Raw genomic sequence first — 23,233 nt, 5'->3', positions numbered from 1 at the left:
CCCTGCGTGATCACCAGGTCAGCGGTACGTGGGGCTGCTTCGCACCGGTCGGCGGGACCGCGTACTTCTGCAGCGCGTAGCTCATCACGTCTCGGAACACCGGACCTCCCTGGAACCCACCACCCCGCCCGTTGGTGGGGTCCTGCAGTACGACGTACGTAACGAAGCGCGGGTTGTCGGCAGGAGCGAATCCGGCGAAAGACGTGGCCCACTTGCGGTAGCAGCCGCAGGCCGAGTCGACCTCCTGTGCCGTACCGGTCTTGCCCGCCACGCGGTAGCCGGCGATCGCCGCGAGCGGCGCCGTACCGCCCTTGCCGGTGACCGCTTCCATCATCGTCGTGACCTGCTTGGCCGCCGACTCGCTGACCACCCGGCGCGGTGCGGCGGTCTGGTTGGGGGTCGCGTTGCCGTCGGCGTCGACCCAGTTCCTGATCAGCTTCGGCGGCATGTAGACCCCGCCGTTGGCGACCGCGTTCACCGCGGCGGCCATCTGGACGGCGTTGGCCGACAGGCCCTGGCCGAACGCGACGTTCGACCGGGTCAGCTCGCTCCACTCGTCACCCGGCGGCATCAGGCCGCGGCTCTCGCCCGGGAACCCGATCCCGGTCGGCTCGCCGAAGCCGAAGTCCTTCAGGTAGTGCACGAAGTCGCCGACCGGCATCTGCTGCGCGGCCATGATGGTTCCGACGTTGGAGGACTTCGCGACCACACCGGCCATCGTCAGGTTCAGGACGCCGTGGTCGAAGGCGTCCTTGATCGACCGGCGCTGGACCGTGTACGAGCCCGGGACCTGCAGCTTGGTGTCCAGCGAGATCAGCCCGGCGTCGGCCAGCGCGGCCATCGTGACGACCTTCTGGACGCTGCCCGGCTCGTAGACCTGCTCCAGCGCACGGTTCTTCAACGCGCTCGCCTTGACCGGCTTGTTCGGGTCGAAGCTCGGGTAGTTGGCCATCACCAGGATCTCACCGGTCTTCACGTCGACGGTGACGACCGAGCCGGAGCTCGCCTTGTACTGCTTGACCGCCTGCTCGATCCGGCGCTCGGCGAACCACTGCAGGTCGGCGTCCAGGGTGAGCTGCGCCGAGACGCCGGGCTTCGGCTCCTCGACGGTGTGGTCGGCGTTCGGGATCTTGTTGCCGCGCGCGTCCACCTCGTACATCGCCTTGCCGTCCTGACCGGACAGCTTGCCGTTCAGGCCGTACTCGAGCCCGGCCAGACCCTTGCCCTCGGCACCGACGATGCCGACCACGTTCGCGGCGATGGTGCCGTTCGGGTGGCTGCGGACCGGGTCGGCCTCGGTGTAGAGACCGGCCAGCATCGGCTTCTTCTGGTCCTCGGGCAGCGCCTTGTTCTGCTCCTTGATCGCCTTGTTGCGTTCCTTGATCTCGTCGGTGATCTGGTTCCAGGTCTGCGGGCTGACCTTGTTCGCGAGCACGACGTACCGGCCCTTGCCGGTCAGCTTCTTCATCAGCGTCGCGTAGTCGGTCGTCAGCCGCGGCGCCAGTACGCCGGCCAGCTGGCTGGCGATCTTGCCGGTCTGGGTCGGGTCGGCGGTGATCGCGACCGCGTCCTCGGAGACCGACAGCGGCACGCCGTTGCGGTCGAGGATCGAGCCACGGGAGGCGTGCAGAACGAACGGCTTGGTGTTCTCCTTGGTCGCGGCGAGCGCGTAGCGGTCGGGGTCGACACCCTGGAGGATGATCAGCCGGCCCGCGAAGAGCGAGAGCACGAGCGCCATCACGCCGAAGGTCACCCGCAGCCGGAGCGCGGGGCGCCCGAGCTTCAGCAGCCGCGGCGGCTTCTTGACGCGCGGCTTCTGCGGAGGCCGGCGCTTCTGCGGGGGCCGCTTCCGCGGCGCGGCGGTCTTCTTGGCGAGCGGACGCCCGTCGGGTCCGACACGTTTCTGGAGCGGGCGACCGTCGGCGCCGACCCGGCGAGCGCCGTCGGCAGTCTTGCGAGGACGGCTCGCCGCCGTCTTCTTCGCTGCGCGTCGCGGCGCGTCCGTGCCTTCGCGCCGCGGGCCTCCGGCCCGGCCCGCGTCCGCCGACCGGCGCTCGCCGGCCGCGCGCTTCTCGTCGGGGCGGCGGCGCTGCCGCTCTCCCCCGCTCGCGCGCTCGCGCGGCGAGTCGGCGCTGGGGCGGCGGGTGCTCGGACGACCACCTTCCGCGGACGGGCGACGGGACGACGAGTTGCGGGGCGGGTTGCCCCGGCCCGGTTCACCACCGCGTCGGCGTGGTGGCTCGTCTCCCCGTCGTTCCGTCATCCGATCATCCCCCGGTCGGTGTGTTGGTCCCTGTCGTGCCGGCAGGCGGCTTGGTGTTCGCACCAGGTGTCACGGGCTTGTTGGCAGGCGGGTTCACCTGCTGCTGGTTCTGGTTCGTCTGGTTCGTCGTACCGGCGGGCGGGACGACGGGAGGCTTCGGCGTGACGGCCGGCGACTTCGGCGCGACCGGCAGCCCGGGGCCGAACATCTGCGCGCCCGTGCCCGCCTTGCCTTCGGCCGGTACGCCGAGCACGCGCCCGTCGGACAGCCGCAGGAAGACCGGGTTCGGGTTCGGCACCATGCCCATCCGCAGCGACCGGTCGGCCAGGTTCTGCGGCGACTCCAGCGTGCGGACCTGCCGCTCCAGCTGCTCCTGCTGGTCGCGCAGCTGGTCGGCCTGCTGGTTGAGCGCCGTCACCTCGAACGTGCCGCGCTGCAGCTCGGTGTTGAGCAGCAGCAGGCCGACCAGGCCGGCCGCGAGCAGCGACACCACGAAGATGACGAACGGCATCCGCGGCGGCCGGAACGGCGCGCCGTAGACGATCCGGAGCTTCGGCTCCTGCTTCTTGACCGGAGCCGCCGGCGTGACCCGTGCCTTCGACGGGCTGAACACAGTACTCATCAAGCCACCAGCCCTTTCGCTCGGACCCTCGTCGCCGCCCGCACCCGAGCGGAGGCCGCCCGCGGGTTCTGCGCCACTTCGTCGTCGGTCGGCCGCTCGGCCCCTCGGGTGAGCAGCTTCAGGTACGGCTCGTGCCCGGCCGGGATCACCGGCAGGTCGTCCGGTACGTCGGACTTGGTGCCCGCCGCCAGCGTCTGCTTGGTGATCCGGTCCTCGAGCGAGTGGTAGCTCATCACCACGATCCGCCCGTGCAGCGCGAGCGCCGCGACCGCGGCCGGAAGCGCGCGGCGCAGCACCTCGAGCTCGCCGTTCACCTCGATCCGCAGCGCCTGGAAGGTCCGCTTCGCGGGGTGTCCCCCGGTCCGCCGGGCGGCCTGCGGGATCGCGTCGCGGACCAGCTCGGACAGCCGGGCGCTGTTCGTGAACGGCTCGGCCTCGCGGGCCCGGACGATCCGGTCGGCGATCTTGCGGGAGAACTTCTCCTCGCCGTACTGGAACAGGATCCGGGCCAGGTCGGCCGCGCTGTAGGTGTTCAGGATGTCGGCGGCCGTGGTCGGCGCGGTCGAGTCCATCCGCATGTCCAGCGGCGCGTCCTGGGCGTAGGCGAAACCGCGGTCGGCCTCGTCGAGCTGCATCGAGGAGACGCCGAGGTCGAACAGGATCCCGTCGATCGCGGGCACGCCGAGGTCGTCGAGGACGCGCGGCAGCTCGTCGTACACGGCGTGCACGAACGTGGTGCGGTCGGCGTACGGCGCGAGCCGCTCGCCGGCCAGGCGCAGCGCGGCGGGGTCACGGTCGAGCCCGATCAGCCGGGCCTGCGGGCACCGCTGCAGGAAGGCTTCGGAGTGCCCACCGAGGCCGAGGGTCGCGTCGACGAAGACGGAACCGGGCTCCTGGAGGGAGGGCTCGAGCAGGGCGACGACCCGGTCGAGCATGACGGGGACGTGGCGCTGCGACGGCATGGGTTCGGTCATGGCGTCAGCCACCCGTTCCCTGCGTCGCGTTCAGCACCATCTCGACCCTCCTGTAGCCGCGGGAGCGACCCTGCCCCCGCGGGTTCTGTGTACTGCGGTGTTGCGGTGTGGGGGCGGTTGGAACGTCGGGTGGAGCAAAGTGGAGGAAACACTGACGTCCGGTCAGATCGCGGGTTCGCCTCCCGGGGAAGTACCTGCTGCCTTGGCGCCGGGGAAGTGGCGCCAACACCCAGGTCGGAAGTCGGACCCGTGATCTCACCGGACGTTCGGTGTACTCCTCTTTGCAGTTGTGCAGCCTGTTGCGGTGCTGCTCAGAAGATCCCGGGCAGTACCTCCTCGGACAGGTCGGCGAACGCCTGCTCCTGCTCCGCGGAGTACCGGTTCCAGTTCTCCGTGTTCCAGATCTCCACCCTGTTCATCGCCCCGATGACGACGCAGTCGCGATCCAGTCCTGCGTAATCGCGCAGCATCGGCGGGATGGTGACCCGGCCCTGCTTGTCCGGCACCTCGTTGGAGGCTCCGGCGAACAACATCCGCAGGTAGTCCCGGGCGCCCTTGTTGGTGATCGGAGCCTGTTTCAGCTGTTCGGTCAGTTGCACGAACTCGGCCTCGGGCCACACGGACAGCGATCGCTCCTGCCCGCGGGTGATCACCAGACCCTCGGAGAGTTCGTCGCGGAACTTCGCCGGCAGGAACAACCGACCCTTGTCGTCGAGCTTGGGGAAGTGCGTCCCGAGGAACACGCTCCACCTCCCCGTTGCGGACTCTCCGTCTCAGGTCGAGCTGATTTCCACCAAATCAGTACCACTGCGCTCCACCTTACTCCACTTTGCCCCACCGTCAACCAAATCTGCCCCGTTTCGCTCCTCTCGTAGGCTGGGTGGGAAAGATCCAGCCGATGTGGTGATGAAGCCGCGACACCGGGTGAGCGTTACTTTCATCGGTGCCGAAACGGGCGGTAACGAAATCCGCGCAGGGCTAGGCCCGACCCCGGGCCCGGGTCAGAATGAGTCGGCCAACAACCAATGGGGAGGACTCAGGGTGAGCACCACCGCGACCAGCTCGGCCATGGACTTCGACGAGCTGACTCAGGTGGCGGGACGGGTCCGCCAAGCCATCGAGACAGTCATCGAAGGCAAACCCGATGTCGTCGAGACAGCCGTCACCGTGCTGCTCGCCGAAGGACATCTACTGATCGAGGACGTACCGGGCGTCGGCAAGACGATGCTGGCCAAGGCACTGGCCCGCTCGATCGACTGCACCGTGCGCCGGATCCAGTTCACGCCCGATCTGCTGCCGTCGGACATCACCGGCGTGTCGGTGTTCAACCAGGAGGTCCGCGACTTCGAGTTCAAGCCCGGCGCGGTGTTCGCGAACATCGTGGTCGGCGACGAGATCAACCGCGCCTCGCCGAAGACCCAGGCCGCGCTGCTGGAGTCGATGGAGGAACGGCAGGTCACCGTCGACACCACGACGTACCAGCTCGAGGCGCCGTTCATGGTGATCGCGACGCAGAACCCGATCGAGATGGAGGGCACCTATCCCCTGCCCGAGGCCCAGCGCGACCGCTTCATGGCGCGCGTCTCGATGGGGTACCCGGAGCCGGCCGCCGAGCTGCGGATGCTCGACGGGCACTCGGCCACCGACCCGCTGAACAACCTGCAGCCGGTGACCGACAGCCAGCAGGTGCTGCGGCTGGTCAAGACGGTGCAGTCGGTGCACGTGTCGGAGTCCGTCAAGGAGTACGCCGTCGCGCTCGTCGGCGCGACCCGTCGTTCGCAGGAGCTGCGCCTCGGCGCCAGCCCGCGCGCCACGCTGCACCTGATCCGCGCGGCCCGCGCGGCCGCGGCGCTGGACTCGCGGGAGTTCGTCCTGCCCGACGACCTGCAGGAGCTCGCCGTACCGGTGCTCGCGCACCGGGTGCTGCCGGCGGCCGAGGCGCATCTCGGTGGGCGGGGCGCGTCCGACATCATCACCGGGCTCGTCGCCTCCGTGCCGTTGCCCCGCACTCGCCGGGACTGAGGCCATGAGGCAGGCACTGCGCGGACTCACCACCCGGGGGCGGGCGTTCGTCGCTGCCGGGATCACCGCGTCGCTGTGCGCTCTACTGCTCGGCCAGAAGGACCTGCTGCGGGTCGGCATCCTCCTGGTCGCGCTGCCGGTGGTGGCCGCTCTGGTGGTCGGCCGCACCAGGCTGCGTCTGCAGGTCCGCCGCAGCCTGGCCCCGGCCCAGGTCTCGGTCGGTACGCCGGCCACGGTCGAGCTCGCCCTGAGCAACGAGGGCCGCATGCCCGCGGGCCTGCTGCTGCTCGAGGACCGGATCCCGTACGTGCTCGGCCACCGGCCGCGCTTCGTCGTGGACCGGGTCAGCCCGAACTGGAAGCGCACCGTCACGTACCCGGTGAAGTCGGACGTCCGCGGGCTGTTCCAGGTCGGGCCGTTGATGCTGACCGTCGCGGACCCGTTCGGCCTGGTGGAGACGAGCCGGACGTTCGCGCGCAGTCAGTACCTACTGGTGACGCCTCGGGTGCACAAGCTGCCCGAGGTCCGGCTCGGCTCGGACCGCGCGGGATCCGGCGAGAACCGGCCACGCGCGATCGCGTCGGCCGGTGAGGAGGACGCGACCGTTCGCGAGTACCGCGACGGCGACGACCTGCGCCGGGTGCACTGGCGGTCGACGGCGCGCCGCGGCTCGCTGATGGTGCGCCGCGAGGAGCAGCCCTGGCAGAGCCGGTGCGCGATCTTCCTCGACGCCCGGACCATCTCCCACCACGGGCACGGACCGTCGTCCAGCCTGGAGTGGTCGGTCAGCGCGGCCGCGTCGATCGGCGCCGACCGGATCCGCCGCGGCTACGTCACCACCCTGCTCGGCGGGCCGACCACGCTCTCGGCGATCAGCCACCGCAGCTCCACCGCCGTACACCAACCGCTCACCACGCAGCAGTTGCTCACCGAGTGCGCCACGGTCGAGGAGCACAAGTACGCCGAGGTCGGCCCGCTGCTCACCGTCGACCGGCACATCCAGGAGCCGAGCCTCGCGATCGCGATCATCGGCGCCTGCACCAGCGACGACATCACCGCACTGAACCGCTGGCGGACCGGCCAGGCGACCGGCGTCGCGCTGCTGCTCGACGCGGTCAGCTGGGCGGTCGGTGTCGAAGGCACCGAGAAGGCGAACCGCCTCAGCGCCGCCACGGACGCCACCGAGCACGAGCTGCGCCGCAACGGCTGGCGCGTCGCCCGCGTCCGTCGGGGTGACCCACTACCTACTGTCTGGTCGAGCCTCGGCCTGAGGAGCGGAAGGATCGCATGACAGGGCACGTGAGGATCTCGCTCGCCGCGTGGGGAGCGACCGTGCTGGGCGCGCTGGTGCTGACCCCGGTGTTCTCGGGGCCGTTCCTGTTCATCAGCGCGTTCCTGTGCGCCATCGTCACCGGGACCGGCATCCTGCTGCAGAACCTGCGCACCCCGCGGTTCGTCGTACCGGTGGTGCAACTGCTGGTGCTGGTCGAGCTGCTGTCGCTGATCTTCCTGCGGGACACGCTGAAGTTCGGGCTGGTGCCGTGGAAGGAGACGGCGCTCGCGTTCAACCAGCAGATGGTGAACGCGATGGACGCGATCAACCGCTTCAGCGCGCCGCTGCCGCCGGACGACCACCTGACGCTGTTCGCCGCGTCGGTGATCGCGGCGACCGGGCTGCTGATCCACCTGATCGCCGTACAGCTCAGGCAAGCCGCGTGGGCCGGGCTGTTGCTGCTCACCATGTACACCGTGCCGGCCGCGACCGTGCACGGCGGATTGCCCGCCCTGCTCTTCATCCCGCCGGCCGTCGGCTACATCATCCTGCTGGCCGCGGAAGGCCGGACCAGGCTGAGCCGCTGGGGCCGCCGGATCTCCGGCGTCTCGCACCTGGACGCGTCCGAACCGATCGAGGCCTCCGCGCTCGGCCAGGCCGGCCGCCGGATCGGCCTGAGCGTGATCGCGCTCGCGGCCCTGCTGCCCGCGCTGCTGCCGGCGTTGCCCGAAGGCGTCATCGGCAACGGCCTGGCCGGTGGCGGCAGCGGCTCCGGGATCGGTGCGGCGATCTCGCCGACCGACCCGATGCTCGACATGGGCAAGAACCTCAAGCGCGGCGACAACGTCACCGCGCTGACCTACAGCGGCGGCCCGGCCGGCGGGACCTACCTGCGGCTGACCGCGCTCGACATGTTCGACGGCCGGACCTGGCGGATCTCGCCGCGCTCCGAGGGCGTCAAGATCACCGACGACGACCTGAGCGCGCCGCAGGGCTTCAACGGCGACCTGAGCAAGGTGCCGACCAGCGACATGAAGATCGAGGTCAGCCGGAACCTGCGCTCGGCGTTCGCCCCGGTGCCGTACCCGCTGCGCTCGATCTCGCTGAAGGACCGCTGGCGCTACGAGCCGTCCTCGCTGGACGTCGTCTCCAGCAACGGCGGCGGTGGCGTCGCGGGCAAGAACTACCGGCTCAAGGCGTACCAACTGCCGCTCACCCCCGAGCTGCTGCAGGCCACGCCGCCCGGCGCGGAGCCCGACCAGTACACGAGCCAGGTCCCGACCCGGGAGATGGACGGCATCCGCGAGCTGACCAACAAGGTCGTCGCGGACGCCGGCGCCAACCGTTTCCAGCAGGCGGTCGCGCTGCAGAACTTCTTCCGCGGCGGCGACTTCACCTACAGCACCGACACCGACAACAAGAGCGGCATGACCGCGCTGCGCCGGTTCCTGCTCACCGACCGGACCGGGTACTGCGAGCAGTTCGCGACCGGGATGGCGCTGATGGCGCGGGTGCTCGGGATCCCGTCCCGCGTCGGCATCGGCTTCCTGCCCGGCCAGGCCGGCAAGAACGGGCAGTACGTCGTACGGATGCACGACATGCACGCCTGGCCGGAGCTGTACTTCCAGGGCCTCGGCTGGGTCCGCTTCGAGCCGACCCCGTCGGCCCGGGTCGCGACCACCCCGAGCTGGACCGCCCCGGCCGCGCCGCTGCCGTCGACGCCGACCACGGCGCCGACGACCGCACCGACCACGCCCGGCGCGTCCACCGACCCCGAGTTCGAGCGCCCCGGCGACCGGAACCTGCCCGACGACAACGGCCTGATCCCGGTCGAGTCCGGCAACTGGTTCAGCAACGGCGGCGGCAAGGCGATCGGCATCGGCGTCCTGGTGGTCTTCGTGCTCGGCGTCCCGTGGCTGATCCGGACCCTGACGCGCCGGCGGCGTTTCGCTCGGGTGCCTGGGCGAGCGAGCGTGGAGGGCCTGTGGGCGGAAGTCCGCGACACCGCGCGCGACGTCGGCCTCGACTGGTCGGACACGTCGACCCCTCGCCAGCTCGGCGAGTGGATGGCGACGAAGCTCCCGGAGTCGGTGCATCCGGATGCGCACCGCTTGGCGCGGGGTTTGGAGGCGGTCCGCTACGCGGGGCTGGAGGACACCGCGGTGGATCTCCGCGCCGAGGCTTCGAGTGTCCGCAAGGCGCTCTGGTCCCAGGCCAAACTGCCTCGGCGCTGGAGGGCTCGGCTTCTGCCGCCGTCGTGGCGTTGGTACTTGAACCGAGGCAGCGCCGAGGCGTCGGACTTGCTGGACGAGTTCGATCTCCTGCTGGCGAGGATCCGCACGACGCTGACACCGCGCAGGAGTCGACACGCAGATTGAACACAAGAACCCCCGGGCCACCTGGTCCGGGGGTTCTGTCTGTGGTGTCTAGTTGGTACGTCGCCGCGGTTGCTCCGGCAGTCCGCTCGCTGTGGGGTCGAGTTCTACCGTGCGATCCCCGGCCGGCTCTTCCGTCGTCGGCCCTTCCGTCCTCGGCTTGTCGACCGCCTGGACCGGGTCGAAGCGCTCACCGGCGTCCGACTCGACCGGCTGCGGCGTCATCGGCTGCGGGCGAGCCTTCGCCGCCTTCTTCGGCGCCCGTCCGTCCGGCCGGTGCTCGATCCGCGTCTGGTGCTGGTCGTGCTCGTGGCTCGCCTCGACCGTGCGGTACTGCTCCTCGACCGCCGGGTCGATCGCGTCGGTCGGCACCCGGCGCCGGTCGTTGGTGATCTTGTACGACAACCAGATCCCCGCCGCGCCGGCCAGCATGATCACCACCCCGACGACGGTCAGGTTGACCGCCCCGCCGTCGTTGTCCCGGATCCCGAAGGCAAGGATCGCCCCGACGGCGATCAGGAAGATCCCGACTCCGATACTCATGCTCGACTCCCAACGCCGGCCGTGCGGCCGTGGGCCGCGCTGAACGCGTACGGCCCACCGGTACCCACAGTGACCGGCGGTGATGTATCGGGAGACAAACCAGAAACCACACCCGGCGCGCGGCGCGGGTGTGGTCGCAGAGGTGGGTCAGCGCAGCGTCAGAGGTCCTCGTCGCGCCGTCGTCGCCAGCGGTCTTCCATCCGCTCCATGAAACTGCCGGACGAGTCGTGTCTGGTCCGGTGCTTCTTGGGCGACGGCGGGGGCGGCGGCATGTCGTCTCCGTCACCGGCGTTGCTGATCCGCTTCATGCTCAGCGCCGCGACGTACAGACAGGCCACCATCACCACGAAACCGATGACGCCGATGATGGTGTTGGGGATGATCGCACCGGCCATCAGAATCACGATGCCCAGCACGAACCCGACGCCGGCCAGTACTGCCCGGCGCTTGTAGTAAGCGCGCACATTGGTCCCTCGCATGGCGGAGACGAACTTCGGGTCTTCCGCTGCCAGGGCGCGTTCGAGCTGCTCGAACTGGCGCTGCTCTTCTTCCGAGAGGGGCACCGTCGATCCCTCCATGGTGAGCGCGATCTCGATAGGCCGAGTCCAGTCTAGGCCGCCGGTGCGGTCCACGAAACCCTGACCGCCTGTCCCGCGCGTCACGGTCCCGCAACCGCCGCGATCCAACGGCCTCCGGAACTCGTTCCCACCCTACCCTGGACCACGTTTTAAGTCAGGCGCTTGACTTAAACAATGGTTCGACGGAGGCTGTACGGGCAGGCACGATCCCGTCACCAGCAGTGACTCTCCACCGAAGGGAACCCGATGCAGCAGACCGCCCCCGTCCCGGCATACCCGATGCCCAAGGCAACTGGTTGTCCGTTCGACCCACCGCCGGAGCTGAAGGCGCTGCAGACCGGCGAGCGGCTGTCGCGGGTGACGCTGTGGGACGGAAGCAGGGCCTGGCTGGTGACGCACTTCGCCGACCAGCGCACGCTGCTCGCCGACGACCGGGTCAGCGCCGACCGGAACCACGACGGCTACCCGATCCTGCAGCCGAACACCCCGAAGACCGGCAGCCCGGTCGGCTTCATCTCGATGGACGACCCCGAGCACTCCCGGCTGCGCCGGATGGTGACCGCGCCGTTCATGATCAAACGCGTCCGCGCGATGGAACCCGGCGTGCAGCAGATCGTCGATTCGTTGATCGACGAGATGCTCGCCGGCCCGCAGCCCGCCGACCTGGTCGAGGCCTTCGCGCTCCCGGTGCCGTCGCTGGTGATCTGCCAGCTCCTCGGCGTCCCGTACGCCGACCACGACTTCTTCCAGGTGAACAGCAAGGCGCTGATCCGGATCGAGACCCCGCTCGAGGAACGGATGGCCGCGCGGCAGCGCCTCACGGCGTACCTGGACGATCTCGTCGGCCGCAAGGTCGCCGAACCGGGCGACGACGTACTGACCGATCTCGCCGCGCGCGTCACCGCCGGCGAGCTGACCCGCGAGGACGCCGCCGGGATCGGCGTACTGCTGCTCGTCGCCGGCCACGAGACCACCGCGAACATGATTGCCCTCGGCACCCTCGCGCTGCTGGAGAACGTCGCGCAGTTCGCCGTACTGCGCGACTCCGACGACCCCGCGGTGGTGAACAGCGCCGTCGAGGAACTGCTCCGCTACCTGAACATCACCCACCGCGGCCTGACCCGGGTCGCGCTCGCCGACATCGAGATCGGCGGCCAGACGATCCGGGCCGGCGAAGGCCTGATCTTCCCCAACGACATCGCCAACCGCGACCCGGAGGTCTTCGCCGATCCCGACGTGCTCGACCTCGAGCGCGACGCCAAGCGCCACGTCGCCTTCGGCTTCGGCGTCCACCAGTGCCTCGGCCAGCCGCTGGCCCGGATGGAGCTCCGCGTCGTCTACAGCACCCTGTACCGCCGGATCCCGACGCTACGCGCCGCCGTACCGCTGGACCAGATCGACTTCAAGCACGACGCGATCGTGTACGGCGTGCACGCGCTGCCGGTCGCGTGGTGAACCCGGAGAGGACGCTCATGACGACCACGCCCCCGGCGTACCCGATGCCCAAGGCAACGGGTTGCCCCTTCGACCCGCCGCCGGAACTGAAGACCCTGCAAGCCGAGGACCGGCTGGCCAAGGTGGAGATCTGGGACGGCACCACCCCTTGGCTGGTGACCCGCTTCGCCGACCAGCGCGCGCTGCTCGCCGACCCGCGCGTCAGCGCCGACAGCACCCGCCCCGGCTACCCCGACAGCATCCCGAACGTGACGCGCGACCGCGACAGCTTCGCCTTCATCCAGATGGACGACCCCGAGCACGCGCGCCTGCGCCGGATGGTCACCGCGCCGTTCATGATCAAGCGCGTCCGCGCGATGCAACCCGGCGTGCAGCAGATCGTCGATTCGTTGATCGACGAGATGCTCACCGGTCCTCGCCCCGCCGACCTGGTCGAGGCGCTCGCCCTTCCGGTGCCGTCCCTGGTGATCTGCCAGCTCCTCGGCGTCCCGTACACCGACCACGACTTCTTCCAGGAGACCAGCCGGATGCTCATCCGCCTGGAAACCCCACCTGCCGAACGCAAGGCCGCCGCCGATCAACTGATCGACTACCTGGACGACCTGATCGGCCAGAAGCTCGCCGTACCGGCGGACGACGTACTGACCGAGCTGGCCGACCGAGTCCGCTCCGGCGACCTCACCCGCCGCGAAGCCGCCGGCACCGGCATCCTCCTGCTCGTCGCCGGCCACGAGACCACCGCCAACATGATTGCCCTAGGCACCTTGGCGCTGATGGAGCACCCGTCGCAGTTCGCCGTACTCCGCGACACCGACGACCCGAAGGTCGTGGCCCGAGCCGTCGAAGAGCTCCTCCGCTACCTCAACATCACCCACCGAGGCCGCCGCCGCGTCGCCACCGAGACCTTCGAGTACGCCGGCCACACCATCCAGGCCGGCGACGGCCTGATCTTCCCCAACGACATCGCCAACCGCGACCCCGAAACCTTCGACTCCCCCGACACCCTCGACCTCACCCGAGACGCCCGCCGCCACGTCGCCTTCGGCTTCGGCGTCCACCAGTGCCTCGGCCAGCCCCTGGCCCGGATGGAGCTCCAGGTCGTCTACAGCACCCTCTACCGCCGAATCCCCACCCTCCGATCCGCCGTCCCTCTGGAAGAGATCCCCTTCAAACACGACGCCCAGATCTATGGCGTCTACTCCCTCCCCGTCACCTGGTAAGGACACTCCCCCATGAAGGTCACCGTCGACCAATCCACCTGCATAGCCTCCGGCCAGTGCGTCCTCACCACCCCCGAGGTCTTCGACCAAAGAGACGACGACGGCATCGTCACCCTCCTCACGGACACGCCACCCGAGCCCCTCGCTCCAGACGTCCAGGAAGCAGCAGCCCTCTGCCCGGCCCGCGCGATCCAGGTCACCACCTGACACGAGCCGCACTCCTCTGCGCCCGCACACCCGACGAGTCGCCACGCGCCCACCCCGCCCTGCACTACCCGCAACCGACCGCGTGCCCTATCAGCAACCCCTCGCCACGCATGCCGGGCAAACCCGATGGCTCATCAATTCGCTGGTCCCGGCGCACCACCTCGCCCGTGCGCCGCGGACCTGCATCACTCACCAACCCCCTCACCTGGGCATCCTGCACGCTCAGCCCCACCACCGAGCACCCACCAACCACCCGTTACTGAGTGCTGCACGTCCGCTCTCCCGCAAGCCCGCACCCGAGATCCCGCGCCACGTTCCCTCGCAAGCGCCTTCCCACGGCGTGAGGCCGTCAGCACCGCGACACCCACCACTGATCAACCGTCCACGCAGAGCCCTCTGCACCGTCGCCCACGCTCACCATGCGCTGACCATTACCACTTGATCAGTGGTGCACGTCGACCAGTTGAACAAACTGGCCCTCGGAGCTCAGCCGGAGCCGCCTTGCCCCAGCCAGCGGGCAACTCACCGCTCGACCCAGGCCGCCGCCACTGCCGCTCGACCCCAGGCCGCCGCCGCTACCGCTCGAACCCAGGCCGCCGCCACCGCCGCTCGACCCCAGGCCGCCGCCGCTACCGCTCGAACCCAGGCCGCCGCCACCGCCGCTCGACCCCAGGCCGCCGCCACTGCCGCTCGAACCCAGGCCGCCGCCACCGCCGCTCGACCCCAGGCCGCCGCCACTGCCGCTCGACCCCAGGCCGCCGCCGCTACCGCTCGACCCCAGGCCGCCGCCACTGCCGCTCGACCCCAGGCCGCGGCCGCTGCCTTGGACCGCCGCACCACGTCGGCCCGCTCCACGGACTGCCCGGTCGGTGCTCGGCCAAATAGCGTTGGCGCGGCCACCCAGGGCGGACAGCCCACTCGTCGAGCGTGTCGGATCGGACGGAGGCGAGCGCTGCGCTCCTGCCAGGCCTGGTCGAGGTCTACCTCTGCCGGGCGCTCAGCTGGTACCGGGTTGTGGCCAGCGCACTGGCGCGACCCATCTGGCGCACTGAGCGACCCCGCCTAGCAACCGCGGGACGCTGTGGGGCAGCTACGGCACCGGATGTCCCCCGCGATGCTCCTGCAGCGCGCCGGATCGCGCGAGCCCGCGGCTTTGGCCTCCCGGGTCAGCCCTTGGATGAGCCGGAAGCCTGTGGGCAGGTCCGCAGACGACGGCGGACGGTGTCGGGCCTCTCCGGCCAGCCGACGAGTGGACCGGGAGCCCGCACGGCTCGAGCGTCGTCGGGTGTGCGCCCGAGTGCGCCTGCTGGCACTTCCGCCGGGCCAGGGGCGAGACGGCAGGCGTCGCCGACCCGCCGTCAGCTCGACCGCGCCTCGGGCGCTCCCCCGCCGCCCTCCCCGCCATCGCCGCGATCATCGAGCAACTCGACCCCGGCACCCGAGCTCAGCGCGTGGCGAGGATGTGCAACTGTGGGGCCAGAGCCCGAAACGCCGGGTGCTGGCTCGCCGCTCGCTCCAGGTCGGCGAGGGCCTCGGCGGCCCCGGCTTCGGAGTCGACGATCGCGGCGGGCACCAGATCGGTGAAGGTACGCACACCGTGCACGGTGTGCACCATGAACCCGGCTTCAGCGAGCTGGGCGATGATGGCAGCTTCGTCAAACCGCCGCGGCATCGGATCGGCAGCGCCCCACCGACCGTCGGGGTCCTGCAGCGCAGTCCGAGCCTCGGTGAGATGACCAGCGAGCGCCCGCGCCAGCACAACGGCGTTCCGCTGAGCGACCAGGAGACTGAGTACGCCACCATCACGCAGTACGGAAGCCATCGCTTGCAGGGCCTGAGCCGGATCGTCGACTACCTCAAGCACGCCATGGCAGAGAACAGCGTCAGCCGTCGCCTTACCAGCAACCTCAGGAAGCTCCGCAGCATCCCCCTGCACACCATGAACGAGCTCGCTGACCCCTTCATCCGAAGCCCGCCGCTCAAGCGAGGCCAGCGCGTCAGGACTCGGGTCAACCACCGTCACCCGATGCCCCTCAACCGCCAGCGGCACAGCGAACCCACCGGTCCCACCACCAAGGTCCACGATGTCGAGCCCGGCCGTTGGATCGGTCCGGGTCCGCCCAGCAAGCGCAACCCGCAGCGCCTCGGCAACCAGCGCCGTCCGCAACGAACGCCGACGTCGGTCAACCATCAGACACCCCTCCAACCAATCCCACACACCTGACCCGCCCACGAGCGACCCGCAGACGCAGCCCAACCCTACTTCCCAACCACTCCGCTCCCCCGCACCGGCCAGATCCCGCTGACCGCGGGTCGAGAAGAAGCGGCAGGGCGGGGAGAGCAACAGCTGAAGGTCGACGAACAGGTGCGGGCGGTGACTGCGCTGGGCCGACCGAGCGGTAGCAGGGCGCGGCGCAAGGCCGGCACTCGCCGAGGCGGGCGAGTATGCCGGTGGTCCATGCGGCCCGGCGTACGGAGAGTGGTGCGAGACCAGCCAGCACAGCGAACGGCACGGGGACGGCCGGCGGGCCCGCAGGTCGCGAGCGCTGGATCGGATCAGGACAAGCAGCGCACCGGGCCAGGCGAGGCCGGCGCACGGCGGCGGTAGTGCCAACACGGATGGCAGGCGGGCGCGCGAGGCCAATCGGCCCGGCGAGGCACACGGTACGGCGGGGTGCTGCGAGGCAGTTGCCACTGGCCGCACGACGCGGGTGGGGAGACCGGGCAGCGCCGCGGACGGTGTGCAGCACGCGGTACGTCGGTTGGCGCGAGGCCGGTCCGAGCGGCGGATGGCGCGGGCTAAGCGGTACGGCGGGTGGGGCGAGGCCGGCCTACGAGGTCGGCGAACGGGCACCCGCGGCAGGGAGTGCGGCGGATGGCGCGAGCCCGTCACACGGGACGGCAAGCCAGCGCGCCGGTCGCACGAGGCGGGTGGGTTGAAGCAGCTAGCGCGGCGAGTGCATGTGACGCACCGGCGCGGCGGTGGGCGTCAGGCTAGGCGGTATGCCAGGTCGTGTGAGGCCAGGTGGAACGGCGCGGGGTCGGCACGCGCTGCCCGCGGGAACGGTGAGCGCGCGAACGGCAGACGGCCCGCGGGGACGGTCAGCGGGCGCGAGCGGAAGGCGGCCCGGCCGGAGACGCGAGGTCCCACGGTGCGGCTAGGGGTGGGGTCAGGAGGCAGGCGGGCCGCCTGGGGCAGGTGGCGAGGGGAACCGAAGGGATGCTGCGGGGAGGGCGAGCTGGACTGAGGGGCGGGCTGCCGCGTGAGGGGATGCTGCGCGAGGGGCGCTCGGCTGAGGGCGGGCCGTCGCGCAGGAGAAGCGGCGGGGCGATGCCGAACCCCAGACATGCGAAGGACCCCGGTGGATTGGCGGGCCGGGGTCCTTCGGGGGCGGGTGATGAGGCCGCCCGGTTGGGCGGCTTGTGGGGAGGAACGGGGGGCCTCGCCACAAGCCGGGTCGGGGGTCAGCTGGCTTGCATCCAGGGTTGGGCCAGGACTGACTGGGGGTCGGAGTACTTGGGGAGGGGGGCTTGGGTGGTGATGTGGAGGCTTTCTTCTACGAGGGTGTAGAAGGTTTCGACCTCCCGGATGAGGTCGTCGGCCTCGCGGGTGGTGACGGCTCGTTCCAGGCCGGCTTCGGCGGCGGCTCGCTGGGAGGCTCCGGCGGCGAAGAAGGTGGCCCATTCGGTGAACTCGGGGGCTACTTCGGACAGGAGGACCCAGGCGTTGCGCTGGACGCGGCGGCGGGGGCCGGAGCGGACCGGGCGGGCGCGGACGGCGAGGACCGCGGCGGCCAGGCGGAGGGCTGCTACGTGGGCGGTGGAGTAGCGGATCAGGTGGTCGCTGGTATCGCGGGCCTCAGCCAGGGCGGCGCGGGCGCGGGAGAGGTCTCGGGTCGCTGAACTGGCGGCGGCCGGGGACACCGGTGAGACGGTCATCGGTTACTCACCCTTTCGACATCTTCGGAGTTCGTGGTGCGGGGGTTGGGCGGCTGACCCTTGTCGAGGGTCAGCTCGGCACTGGTCAGGCGGATCAGGCGGGACAGCGTCATGCGGCGGTCACCCGTTCGAGTTGCCAGCGGCCGGAGTTGGGGTCGTGGGCGAGGTCGAAGAGCTCGCGCGGGGCGTGCCGGCCGGCGCCGGCTTCCACCCGGAAGACGGTGCGGCGCGGGCCCCAGTCGGCGTCGAGGACGCCGACGGCGGCGGAGCTGGGTGAGGTCGAGCCGGGCGTGGTGTCAGCCGCTGCAGAGGAGCCGTGGGCAGCCGCGCCACGGGCCGTAGAGCTGTGGGCGACAGAGCTGAGCGGGGCCGTGAAGTGGTCGTGGGGAGCGGACGCTGCGCCGACGCCCTGGCCGATGATGCCGCGCTCCCACCAGGCGGCGGTCTCGGTGTGGTGGGACCGGATCGCGCAGACCAGCCAGAGGCGGCCGTGCCAGAGGAACTGTTCCGGGGACTCGATGCCGTCCACGACGCCGGAACGCACCTCAACGGCTTCGTCGAACTCCCACATCATCCATCGCCTCCTGTGCGCCAACGTCTTCGGCCGGGTAGCGGCCCGGTGGGTGGGCGCCGGGTGGGGGTCGAGGTCCACCACGGCGCCCGGCCCACCGGGTCCGCCGGTCACCGATGCGGCCGCAACTCCGCACCGGAGCCGAGCAGCTGTGCCGATCGCCGCGCTGCGGGCTCCCGACGAGCCCGGGTCCGAGGCAATCGAACATCTGTTCGAACACTCACAGCGTAGCCTCGCCCGCCGACAACCGTCAACGGGCCGTAAGCCCCGGCGCGTCCCGCTCGGCGCCGCGCCCGGCCAGACTGGAGCCACCCCTCCCGGGGCACCACTCCGCACCGGTCGAGCGAGAGCGAGAACGTCGATGAGGTCCCACCGCAAGGCGATCGGCATCAGCCTGGTCGCCGGAGCAGCAGTCGTCGCGGCGGTGGCGTTGCCGCTCTTCCAGCCGTGGCGGTTGTTCACCGACACGGTCGTGGACGAGGCGCTGCCAGGCGCCGTTGCGAGTGCTGCTCCGTCTGTCATGCCCTCATCCTCCAAGGCGCCACCGACAATTTCCGGAGAGCGACCGGCGAGCACCCCGACCACCCTGGGCCGAGGGACCTTCATCACCCACGAGCACGACACTGAGGGCACCGTCGCGATCGTCGAACTCCCTGACGGGCGAAGGATCCTGCGCCTGGAGAACCTGAAGACCTCCGACGGCCCCGACCTCGAGGTCTGGCTGAGCGACGCGAAGGTTGTCGAGGGCAAGGCCGGCTGGCACGTCTTCGACGACGGCAAGGCGACCAGCCTCGGCCAGCTCAAAGGCAACCAGGGCAACCAGAACTACGCCATCCCCGACGACGTCGACCTCGCGGACTTCACCAGCGTCTCGATCTGGTGCAACAGGTTCAACGTCTCGTTCGGCGCCGCCGAGCTGAAAACCTGATGCAGCACAGGGGTTTCGCCTCCTAGGCTCGGGACGCATGACGGCCTTCACCTCCGCGCGCGATCTCAGCCGGAGCTTCCACGACGACGTGATCCGCCCCCTGCTCACCAGTACGCCGTACGCCGCCGGCCTGCTCGGCTGGGGCTCCGACGTGCTCGGCTACGACACCGCCCGGTCGATGGACCACGGGTGGGGCCCGCGGCTGCAGGTGTTCGTCGACACCGACCAGGTCGACCAGGTGAAGGCACTGGTCGAGCAGAGCCTCCCGGACGAGTACCAGGGGCACCCGGTGCGCTTCGGGTGGGACACCCAGCAGCCGATCCACCACATCACCGTGACGACCGTCGCTGACTGGCTGGTCGACCTGCTGGGCTTCGACGCGAGCCAAGAGATCAGTACGCCGGACTGGTTGGTCACGCCGCAGCAGAAGCTGCTGGGCGTCGTCGCCGGTCCCCTGTACGCCGACGACGGCCGGCTGCGACCAGTGCGCGACGCACTCGCCTGGTACCCGCAGGACGTGTGGTTGTGGATGCTGGCGTGCCAGTGGTCGCGGATCGCGCAGGAGGAGCCGTTCGTCCAGCGCACGTTCGAGGTGGGTGTCGAGCTGGGGTCGCGGGTGCTGAGCGCGCGGTTGGTGCGGGACGTGATGCGGCTGGCGCTGCTGCAGGAGCGCAACTATGCGCCCTACTCCAAGTGGTTCGGTACGGCATACAGCCGGCTAGGCGGCACGGACGAGCTGGACGAGGTGCTGGCCAAGGCGGTCGGGGCGCCACAGCAGGAGGACAGGGAGACAGCGCTGGTCACGGCGTATGAGCTGGCAGCCGCTCGGCACAACAAGCTGGGGGTCACCGAGCAGGTAGACACCAGCGCCCGGCAGTTCCACGAGCGCCCCGCAATGGTCCTGGGAGCAGAGCGGTTCGTCGACGCCTGCCTGCAGCAGGTGAAGGATGAGAAGCTCCGCAGCCTCCCGCTGGTCGGCTCGGTGGACCAGTTCGCGGACAACACCGATCTACTGAGCAACCCGGCCGCCTACCGGCGACTGCGGCAGATCTACGAGCAGTAAGGTCGCGAGCGTGAGCACTCATCCCAACGTCCAGCGCGTGGCGGACGCCCTGGCGGCCGCAGGCGCGACAGGCGAGATCCGGATCCTCGACGAGGCGGTCCCCACCGCGGCCGCCGCCGCGGCGGAGCTCGGCTGCGAGGTCGGCGCGATCGCCAACAGCCTGATCTTCGACGGCGACGGTACGCCGGTGCTGATCCTCACCTCGGGCGCGCATCGCGTCGACACCGCCAAGCTGGCCGCCGAGCTCGGGCTGACGAAGCTCAAGCGGGCCACGCCGGAGTTCGTCAGGGAGCACACCGGGCAGGCGATCGGCGGCGTCGCACCGGTCGGGCACCCGGCGCCGGTGCGAACGCTGGTCGACACCGCACTCGAGCAGTACGACGAGGTGTGGGCCGCGGGCGGGATCCCGCACTCGATCTTCCCGACGACGTACGACGAACTGCTGCGCGTCACGCAGGGGACGCCGGTCGTCGTCAACTAACCGCAGGCGGCAGGGACCTGCGGAAGCGAAACTAGCCGCAGCCGGCAGGGATCACCGTCAGCAGAAGCGAACTAGCCGCACGCAGCCGGGATCGCCGACTGCAGAAACCTCCGCGTCAGATCAGCCCGGTGCAGGCGCCAGCTGAGCGAGCGGTCGACCGCGCCGCCGTACCGGCGGTGATGGATGTCCTGGACGACGGCGACCGGAGCACCCAAGGCAGGCAGGTGCGAGAGCGCGGCCTGCTTGGTGATCAGCGTGCCGGTGCGCAACGTCGTCTCGGCGCGGGCGAGCGTGACCATCGCGAGGTCGACCCAGATGTCGCGCAGCCACGGACGCCGCTTGCGGGTGACCGGCTGCCAGAAGGTGAGCAGGTCGCGGCGGACGAAGGCCGCCAGCTCCTCGTCGGTCGTTGCTGGGAGCAACGACGAGGGAACAGGACCGAACAGCGCGAGGTCGCCGAGCGAGAGTTCGCGGCGGGCCACCGGCGAAACCGTTCGGGTGAAGTAGCGCTCCTGGGCGAAGGTCGGGTGCCGGAGCGTGGCGTCGGCGAGTGAGTCGACCGGAACGTACGTGCAGTGCAGGCGGCGCCCCAGGGATGAGGTCAGCGGCCGGTGGATCGCCTTGACGGCGGCGGGTTCGACCGGGCCCGAGGTGACACAGACCAGGTCGAGATCGCTCCGCGACGGGACGAAATCGCCGAGGGCGAGGGAGCCGTGCACCCAGACCGCCTGAGCCGACAGCAAGGCGGCGGACGCGACGAAGCCGTCCAGCAACTGCTGAACGGCTTCGTCGGTCATCAGGAGATCAGATCGCCGGACGCAGGTCCACGTCCGCGGCCCGCACGTACGCCATCCGGTGCCCGAACCAGATCTGGTAGTACCGGTCCTTCCCGAGCACCTGCACGTGATCCGTCGGCGGCTGCCCGTCGAACGTCGTCGCCCGGTAGTAGTCGGTCTCGATGTTCGCGTCACCGACCGGGTAGGCCTGCCCCGCGAGGATCGAGTACTGCAGCGGTGTCACTGTCTGGTACGGAATGCCCGCCGGGTACGCCGCCTGCTCCGGGTACGCGCGCCCGTAGACCGGCACCGACGTCTTGCCCGCCTTCGGCTTCACCACGAGGCCCGGCTTGGCGAACGCGTCCGGCGCCGACGCCGGGCTCTTGAACCAGGCCGGCGCGCCGAGGTACCAGACCGCGACCCAGTCGCCGGAGCGCTGCGCGACGACGTACTGCGAACCAGCGGCCGCCCGCGCGCCGATGTCGGAGACCTGCGTCGTCGACGCCGATGAGCCCGGCCGCAGCCCGAGGTCCTTGACCAGCGGCGCGGCGTCGTCCGGCGCCTGGCGCAGGTAGACGAAGTTCGTGCCCTGCGGCGCGCACGTCGTACCGGCGCCCGTGCAGTCGGTCACGACCTGCACATTGGAGGCGAAGCCAGGCTTCACGGTGACGATCGATCCGGCCCGAACCGGGAAGATCTTGTGCCCGTAGATCGGCGCGCCGAGCAGGTCGAAGTAGTGCTCCCAGTCCCAGTACGGTCCCGGGTCCCAGTGCATCCCGGCAACGGTCGACGGAATCGTCCCCGGCACTTGGTCGTGGCCGATGATGTGCGCGCGATCCAGCGGGATGTTGTTCTTCTTCGCCAGGTACTTCACCAGCCGCGCCGAGTTCCGGTAGAGGGCCTCGGTGTACCAGGTCGCGCCCTGGGCCGCGAAGCCCTCGTGCTCGATCCCGATGCTGTGCATGTTCACGTACCAGTTGCCGGCGTGCCAGGCGACGTCGTCGGCCTTCACGTGCTGCCAGGTGTGGCCGTCCGACGAGCGCATCGTGTACTGCCAGCTCACGTACGTCGGGTCCTGCACCAGGTTGAGCGTGCCCTGCCAGCCACCCTCGGTGTCGTGGATGACGATGTAGTCGATCTTGCCGGTCTTCGGCCGGTTGGCCAGGTCGTGGTTGCCGTAGTCGGTCGCCGCGTCCCCGGTCTTCTGGTACGGCGCCGGCAGCGACTCGCAGGCCAGCCCGGCCGGGCACTCGACCCCGGCCGAGTCCTTCGCACCGGCGGCCAGCTTCAGGCGGGAGAGCTGGCCGCGCTCAGGCGCCGCGGCGACGGCCGGCATCGACACCTGCTGCCCGACGTTGGTCGTCCTGGAGGCGCCACGGGCGAGGATCGCGTAGACGTCGTCAGCGAACGCGGACGCGCCGACCTTGTTGGTCGCCCCGGAGTACGACGCCACAGCGCCATACCAGTCAGCAGGAGACGTAGCAGCACCCACCGGAAGCCCCAGCGCCTTCTGGTACGACGCCAGCACCGCAGCACCGCCCGCCACGTTGGCAGCGGCGTCGTTGCGCAGTGCTACCGGGTCCAGCCCGGTCAGGTCGGAGGCGGTGTACAGCGTGCGCAGCGAGTCACCCTTGGCGAGTTTCTGCCCGGCCGAGCGCTCCACCAGTGCACTGGGGTCGGCAGCGGTCAGGTGCATCGGCCCGTAGCCGCCGGACGTGCTCGACGCGCCCTGGTGGTCGTCCCACCGGGTCTCGGCGTACGACACGGCCAGCAGGACCGGCTCCGGTACGCCGTACTGCTGCGCGGCCGACTGGAACGCGGCAGCCAGGCCCGGAGCCGGTGTGGACGCGGCGGCCGGAGGGCCGCTGGTCGACACGCCGAGCGCGGCGACAGGCAGCGCCAGCGCGGCCAGTGAGGCGAGTATCTTCGGACGACGACGCATG

The 23,233-nt window shown here is 70.4% G+C and carries 20 protein-coding genes and 1 pseudogene; 9 read left to right on the top strand and 12 right to left on the bottom strand.

Annotated features, from left to right (window positions below; all coding sequences use genetic code 11):
- Window positions 1-10: 10 nt before the first annotated feature.
- The 4 genes from ACZ6Z4_RS37645 to mraZ all read right to left on the bottom strand — a co-directional run bounded on the left by ACZ6Z4_RS37645 (window position 11) and on the right by mraZ (window position 4,602).
- Window positions 11-2,263 carry a peptidoglycan D,D-transpeptidase FtsI family protein gene (locus tag ACZ6Z4_RS37645; protein WP_465576841.1) on the bottom strand — a complete coding sequence of 751 codons (2,253 nt, stop codon included), beginning with the start codon at window positions 2,261-2,263 and terminating at the stop codon, window positions 11-13.
- A 4-nt stretch (window positions 2,264-2,267) separates the two neighbouring features.
- Window positions 2,268-2,885 (bottom strand): cell division protein FtsL, encoded by a 618-nt coding sequence (gene ftsL, locus ACZ6Z4_RS37640; RefSeq protein ID WP_465576835.1) that lies wholly within the window; start codon window positions 2,883-2,885, stop codon window positions 2,268-2,270.
- The gene (gene rsmH, locus ACZ6Z4_RS37635) at window positions 2,885-3,859 is read right to left on the bottom strand and encodes a 16S rRNA (cytosine(1402)-N(4))-methyltransferase RsmH (RefSeq protein WP_465576832.1); all 975 of its coding nucleotides are present in this window, start codon (window positions 3,857-3,859) and stop codon (window positions 2,885-2,887) included. Before rsmH ends, ftsL begins: the two co-directional genes overlap by 1 nt.
- A gap of 311 nt (window positions 3,860-4,170) precedes the next feature.
- Window positions 4,171-4,602, bottom strand: coding sequence for a division/cell wall cluster transcriptional repressor MraZ (gene mraZ / locus ACZ6Z4_RS37630; protein ID WP_344169507.1), 432 nt, complete (start codon window positions 4,600-4,602; stop codon window positions 4,171-4,173).
- 340 nt (window positions 4,603-4,942) lie between these two features.
- Here mraZ and ACZ6Z4_RS37625 point away from each other — a divergent pair, with 340 nt between their 5' ends.
- The 3 genes from ACZ6Z4_RS37625 to ACZ6Z4_RS37615 are packed head-to-tail and all read left to right on the top strand — an operon-like array spanning window position 4,943 to window position 9,532.
- The gene (locus ACZ6Z4_RS37625) at window positions 4,943-5,881 is read left to right on the top strand and encodes an AAA family ATPase (RefSeq protein WP_465577034.1); all 939 of its coding nucleotides are present in this window, start codon (window positions 4,943-4,945) and stop codon (window positions 5,879-5,881) included.
- 4 nt (window positions 5,882-5,885) lie between these two features.
- Window positions 5,886-7,172 carry a DUF58 domain-containing protein gene (locus ACZ6Z4_RS37620; protein WP_465576828.1) on the top strand — a complete coding sequence of 429 codons (1,287 nt, stop codon included), beginning with the start codon at window positions 5,886-5,888 and terminating at the stop codon, window positions 7,170-7,172.
- Entirely contained in the window at window positions 7,169-9,532 is a 2,364-nt protein-coding gene (locus tag ACZ6Z4_RS37615) for a transglutaminase TgpA family protein (protein ID WP_465576824.1), read from the top strand. Before ACZ6Z4_RS37620 ends, ACZ6Z4_RS37615 begins: the two co-directional genes overlap by 4 nt.
- Window positions 9,533-9,580: 48 nt before the next feature.
- Here ACZ6Z4_RS37615 and ACZ6Z4_RS37610 read toward each other — a convergent pair whose 3' ends face one another.
- Both ACZ6Z4_RS37610 and ACZ6Z4_RS37605 read right to left on the bottom strand, forming a co-directional pair.
- On the bottom strand, window positions 9,581-10,072 hold the full coding sequence (locus tag ACZ6Z4_RS37610) for a DUF6458 family protein (RefSeq protein ID WP_465576821.1): 492 nt from the start codon (window positions 10,070-10,072) through the stop codon (window positions 9,581-9,583).
- A gap of 158 nt (window positions 10,073-10,230) precedes the next feature.
- A complete protein-coding gene (locus ACZ6Z4_RS37605; protein ID WP_465576818.1) occupies window positions 10,231-10,704 on the bottom strand; it encodes a DUF3040 domain-containing protein in 474 nt (157 codons plus the stop codon).
- Window positions 10,705-10,896: 192 nt separating this feature from the next.
- Here ACZ6Z4_RS37605 and ACZ6Z4_RS37600 point away from each other — a divergent pair, with 192 nt between their 5' ends.
- Genes ACZ6Z4_RS37600 through ACZ6Z4_RS37590 form a run of 3 tightly spaced genes read left to right on the top strand, consistent with a single transcriptional unit; the run spans window position 10,897 to window position 13,532 of the window.
- Entirely contained in the window at window positions 10,897-12,105 is a 1,209-nt protein-coding gene (locus ACZ6Z4_RS37600) for a cytochrome P450 (protein ID WP_465576814.1), read from the top strand.
- A gap of 17 nt (window positions 12,106-12,122) precedes the next feature.
- Window positions 12,123-13,325 carry a cytochrome P450 gene (locus ACZ6Z4_RS37595; protein WP_465576811.1) on the top strand — a complete coding sequence of 401 codons (1,203 nt, stop codon included), beginning with the start codon at window positions 12,123-12,125 and terminating at the stop codon, window positions 13,323-13,325.
- A 12-nt stretch (window positions 13,326-13,337) separates the two neighbouring features.
- On the top strand, window positions 13,338-13,532 hold the full coding sequence (locus ACZ6Z4_RS37590; RefSeq protein ID WP_465576807.1) for a ferredoxin: 195 nt from the start codon (window positions 13,338-13,340) through the stop codon (window positions 13,530-13,532).
- Between the two features lie 1,444 nt (window positions 13,533-14,976).
- On the opposite strand, the gene ACZ6Z4_RS37585 is transcribed toward ACZ6Z4_RS37590, so the two are convergent.
- From ACZ6Z4_RS37585 to ACZ6Z4_RS37570, 4 genes and pseudogenes are all read right to left on the bottom strand, one after another.
- The gene (locus ACZ6Z4_RS37585) at window positions 14,977-15,126 is read right to left on the bottom strand and encodes a hypothetical protein (protein ID WP_465577047.1); all 150 of its coding nucleotides are present in this window, start codon (window positions 15,124-15,126) and stop codon (window positions 14,977-14,979) included.
- A gap of 69 nt (window positions 15,127-15,195) precedes the next feature.
- A pseudogene (locus ACZ6Z4_RS37580) lies at window positions 15,196-15,723 on the bottom strand (class I SAM-dependent methyltransferase); the annotation flags it as partial.
- A gap of 1,274 nt (window positions 15,724-16,997) precedes the next feature.
- Window positions 16,998-17,471 (bottom strand): SAV_6107 family HEPN domain-containing protein, encoded by a 474-nt coding sequence (locus ACZ6Z4_RS37575; RefSeq protein WP_465576804.1) that lies wholly within the window; start codon window positions 17,469-17,471, stop codon window positions 16,998-17,000.
- Between the two features lie 109 nt (window positions 17,472-17,580).
- Complete coding sequence (locus ACZ6Z4_RS37570; RefSeq protein WP_465576802.1) at window positions 17,581-18,045, bottom strand: DUF6504 family protein; 465 nt, start codon at window positions 18,043-18,045, stop codon at window positions 17,581-17,583.
- 358 nt (window positions 18,046-18,403) lie between these two features.
- Between ACZ6Z4_RS37570 and ACZ6Z4_RS37565 the strand changes: the two genes are divergently transcribed.
- From ACZ6Z4_RS37565 to ACZ6Z4_RS37555, 3 genes are read left to right on the top strand one after another with little or no spacing between them, the layout of a single operon-like run.
- Window positions 18,404-18,970, top strand: a complete 567-nt coding sequence (locus ACZ6Z4_RS37565; RefSeq protein ID WP_465576798.1) for a DM13 domain-containing protein — start codon at window positions 18,404-18,406, stop codon at window positions 18,968-18,970.
- Window positions 18,971-19,007: 37 nt separating this feature from the next.
- Window positions 19,008-20,033 (top strand): DUF4037 domain-containing protein, encoded by a 1,026-nt coding sequence (locus tag ACZ6Z4_RS37560; RefSeq protein WP_465576795.1) that lies wholly within the window; start codon window positions 19,008-19,010, stop codon window positions 20,031-20,033.
- A 10-nt stretch (window positions 20,034-20,043) separates the two neighbouring features.
- On the top strand, window positions 20,044-20,514 hold the full coding sequence (locus tag ACZ6Z4_RS37555) for a YbaK/EbsC family protein (protein ID WP_465576792.1): 471 nt from the start codon (window positions 20,044-20,046) through the stop codon (window positions 20,512-20,514).
- A 71-nt stretch (window positions 20,515-20,585) separates the two neighbouring features.
- On the opposite strand, the gene ACZ6Z4_RS37550 is transcribed toward ACZ6Z4_RS37555, so the two are convergent.
- On the bottom strand, window positions 20,586-21,311 hold the full coding sequence (locus tag ACZ6Z4_RS37550; protein ID WP_465576789.1) for a nucleotidyltransferase domain-containing protein: 726 nt from the start codon (window positions 21,309-21,311) through the stop codon (window positions 20,586-20,588).
- 7 nt (window positions 21,312-21,318) lie between these two features.
- A complete protein-coding gene (locus ACZ6Z4_RS37545) occupies window positions 21,319-23,232 on the bottom strand; it encodes an N-acetylmuramoyl-L-alanine amidase (protein ID WP_465576786.1) in 1,914 nt (637 codons plus the stop codon).
- Window position 23,233: the final 1 nt, after the last annotated feature.

It is taken from the genome of Kribbella sp. NPDC104740, from assembly GCF_055583505.1.
This window is presented reverse-complemented; position numbering and strand designations above follow the sequence as displayed.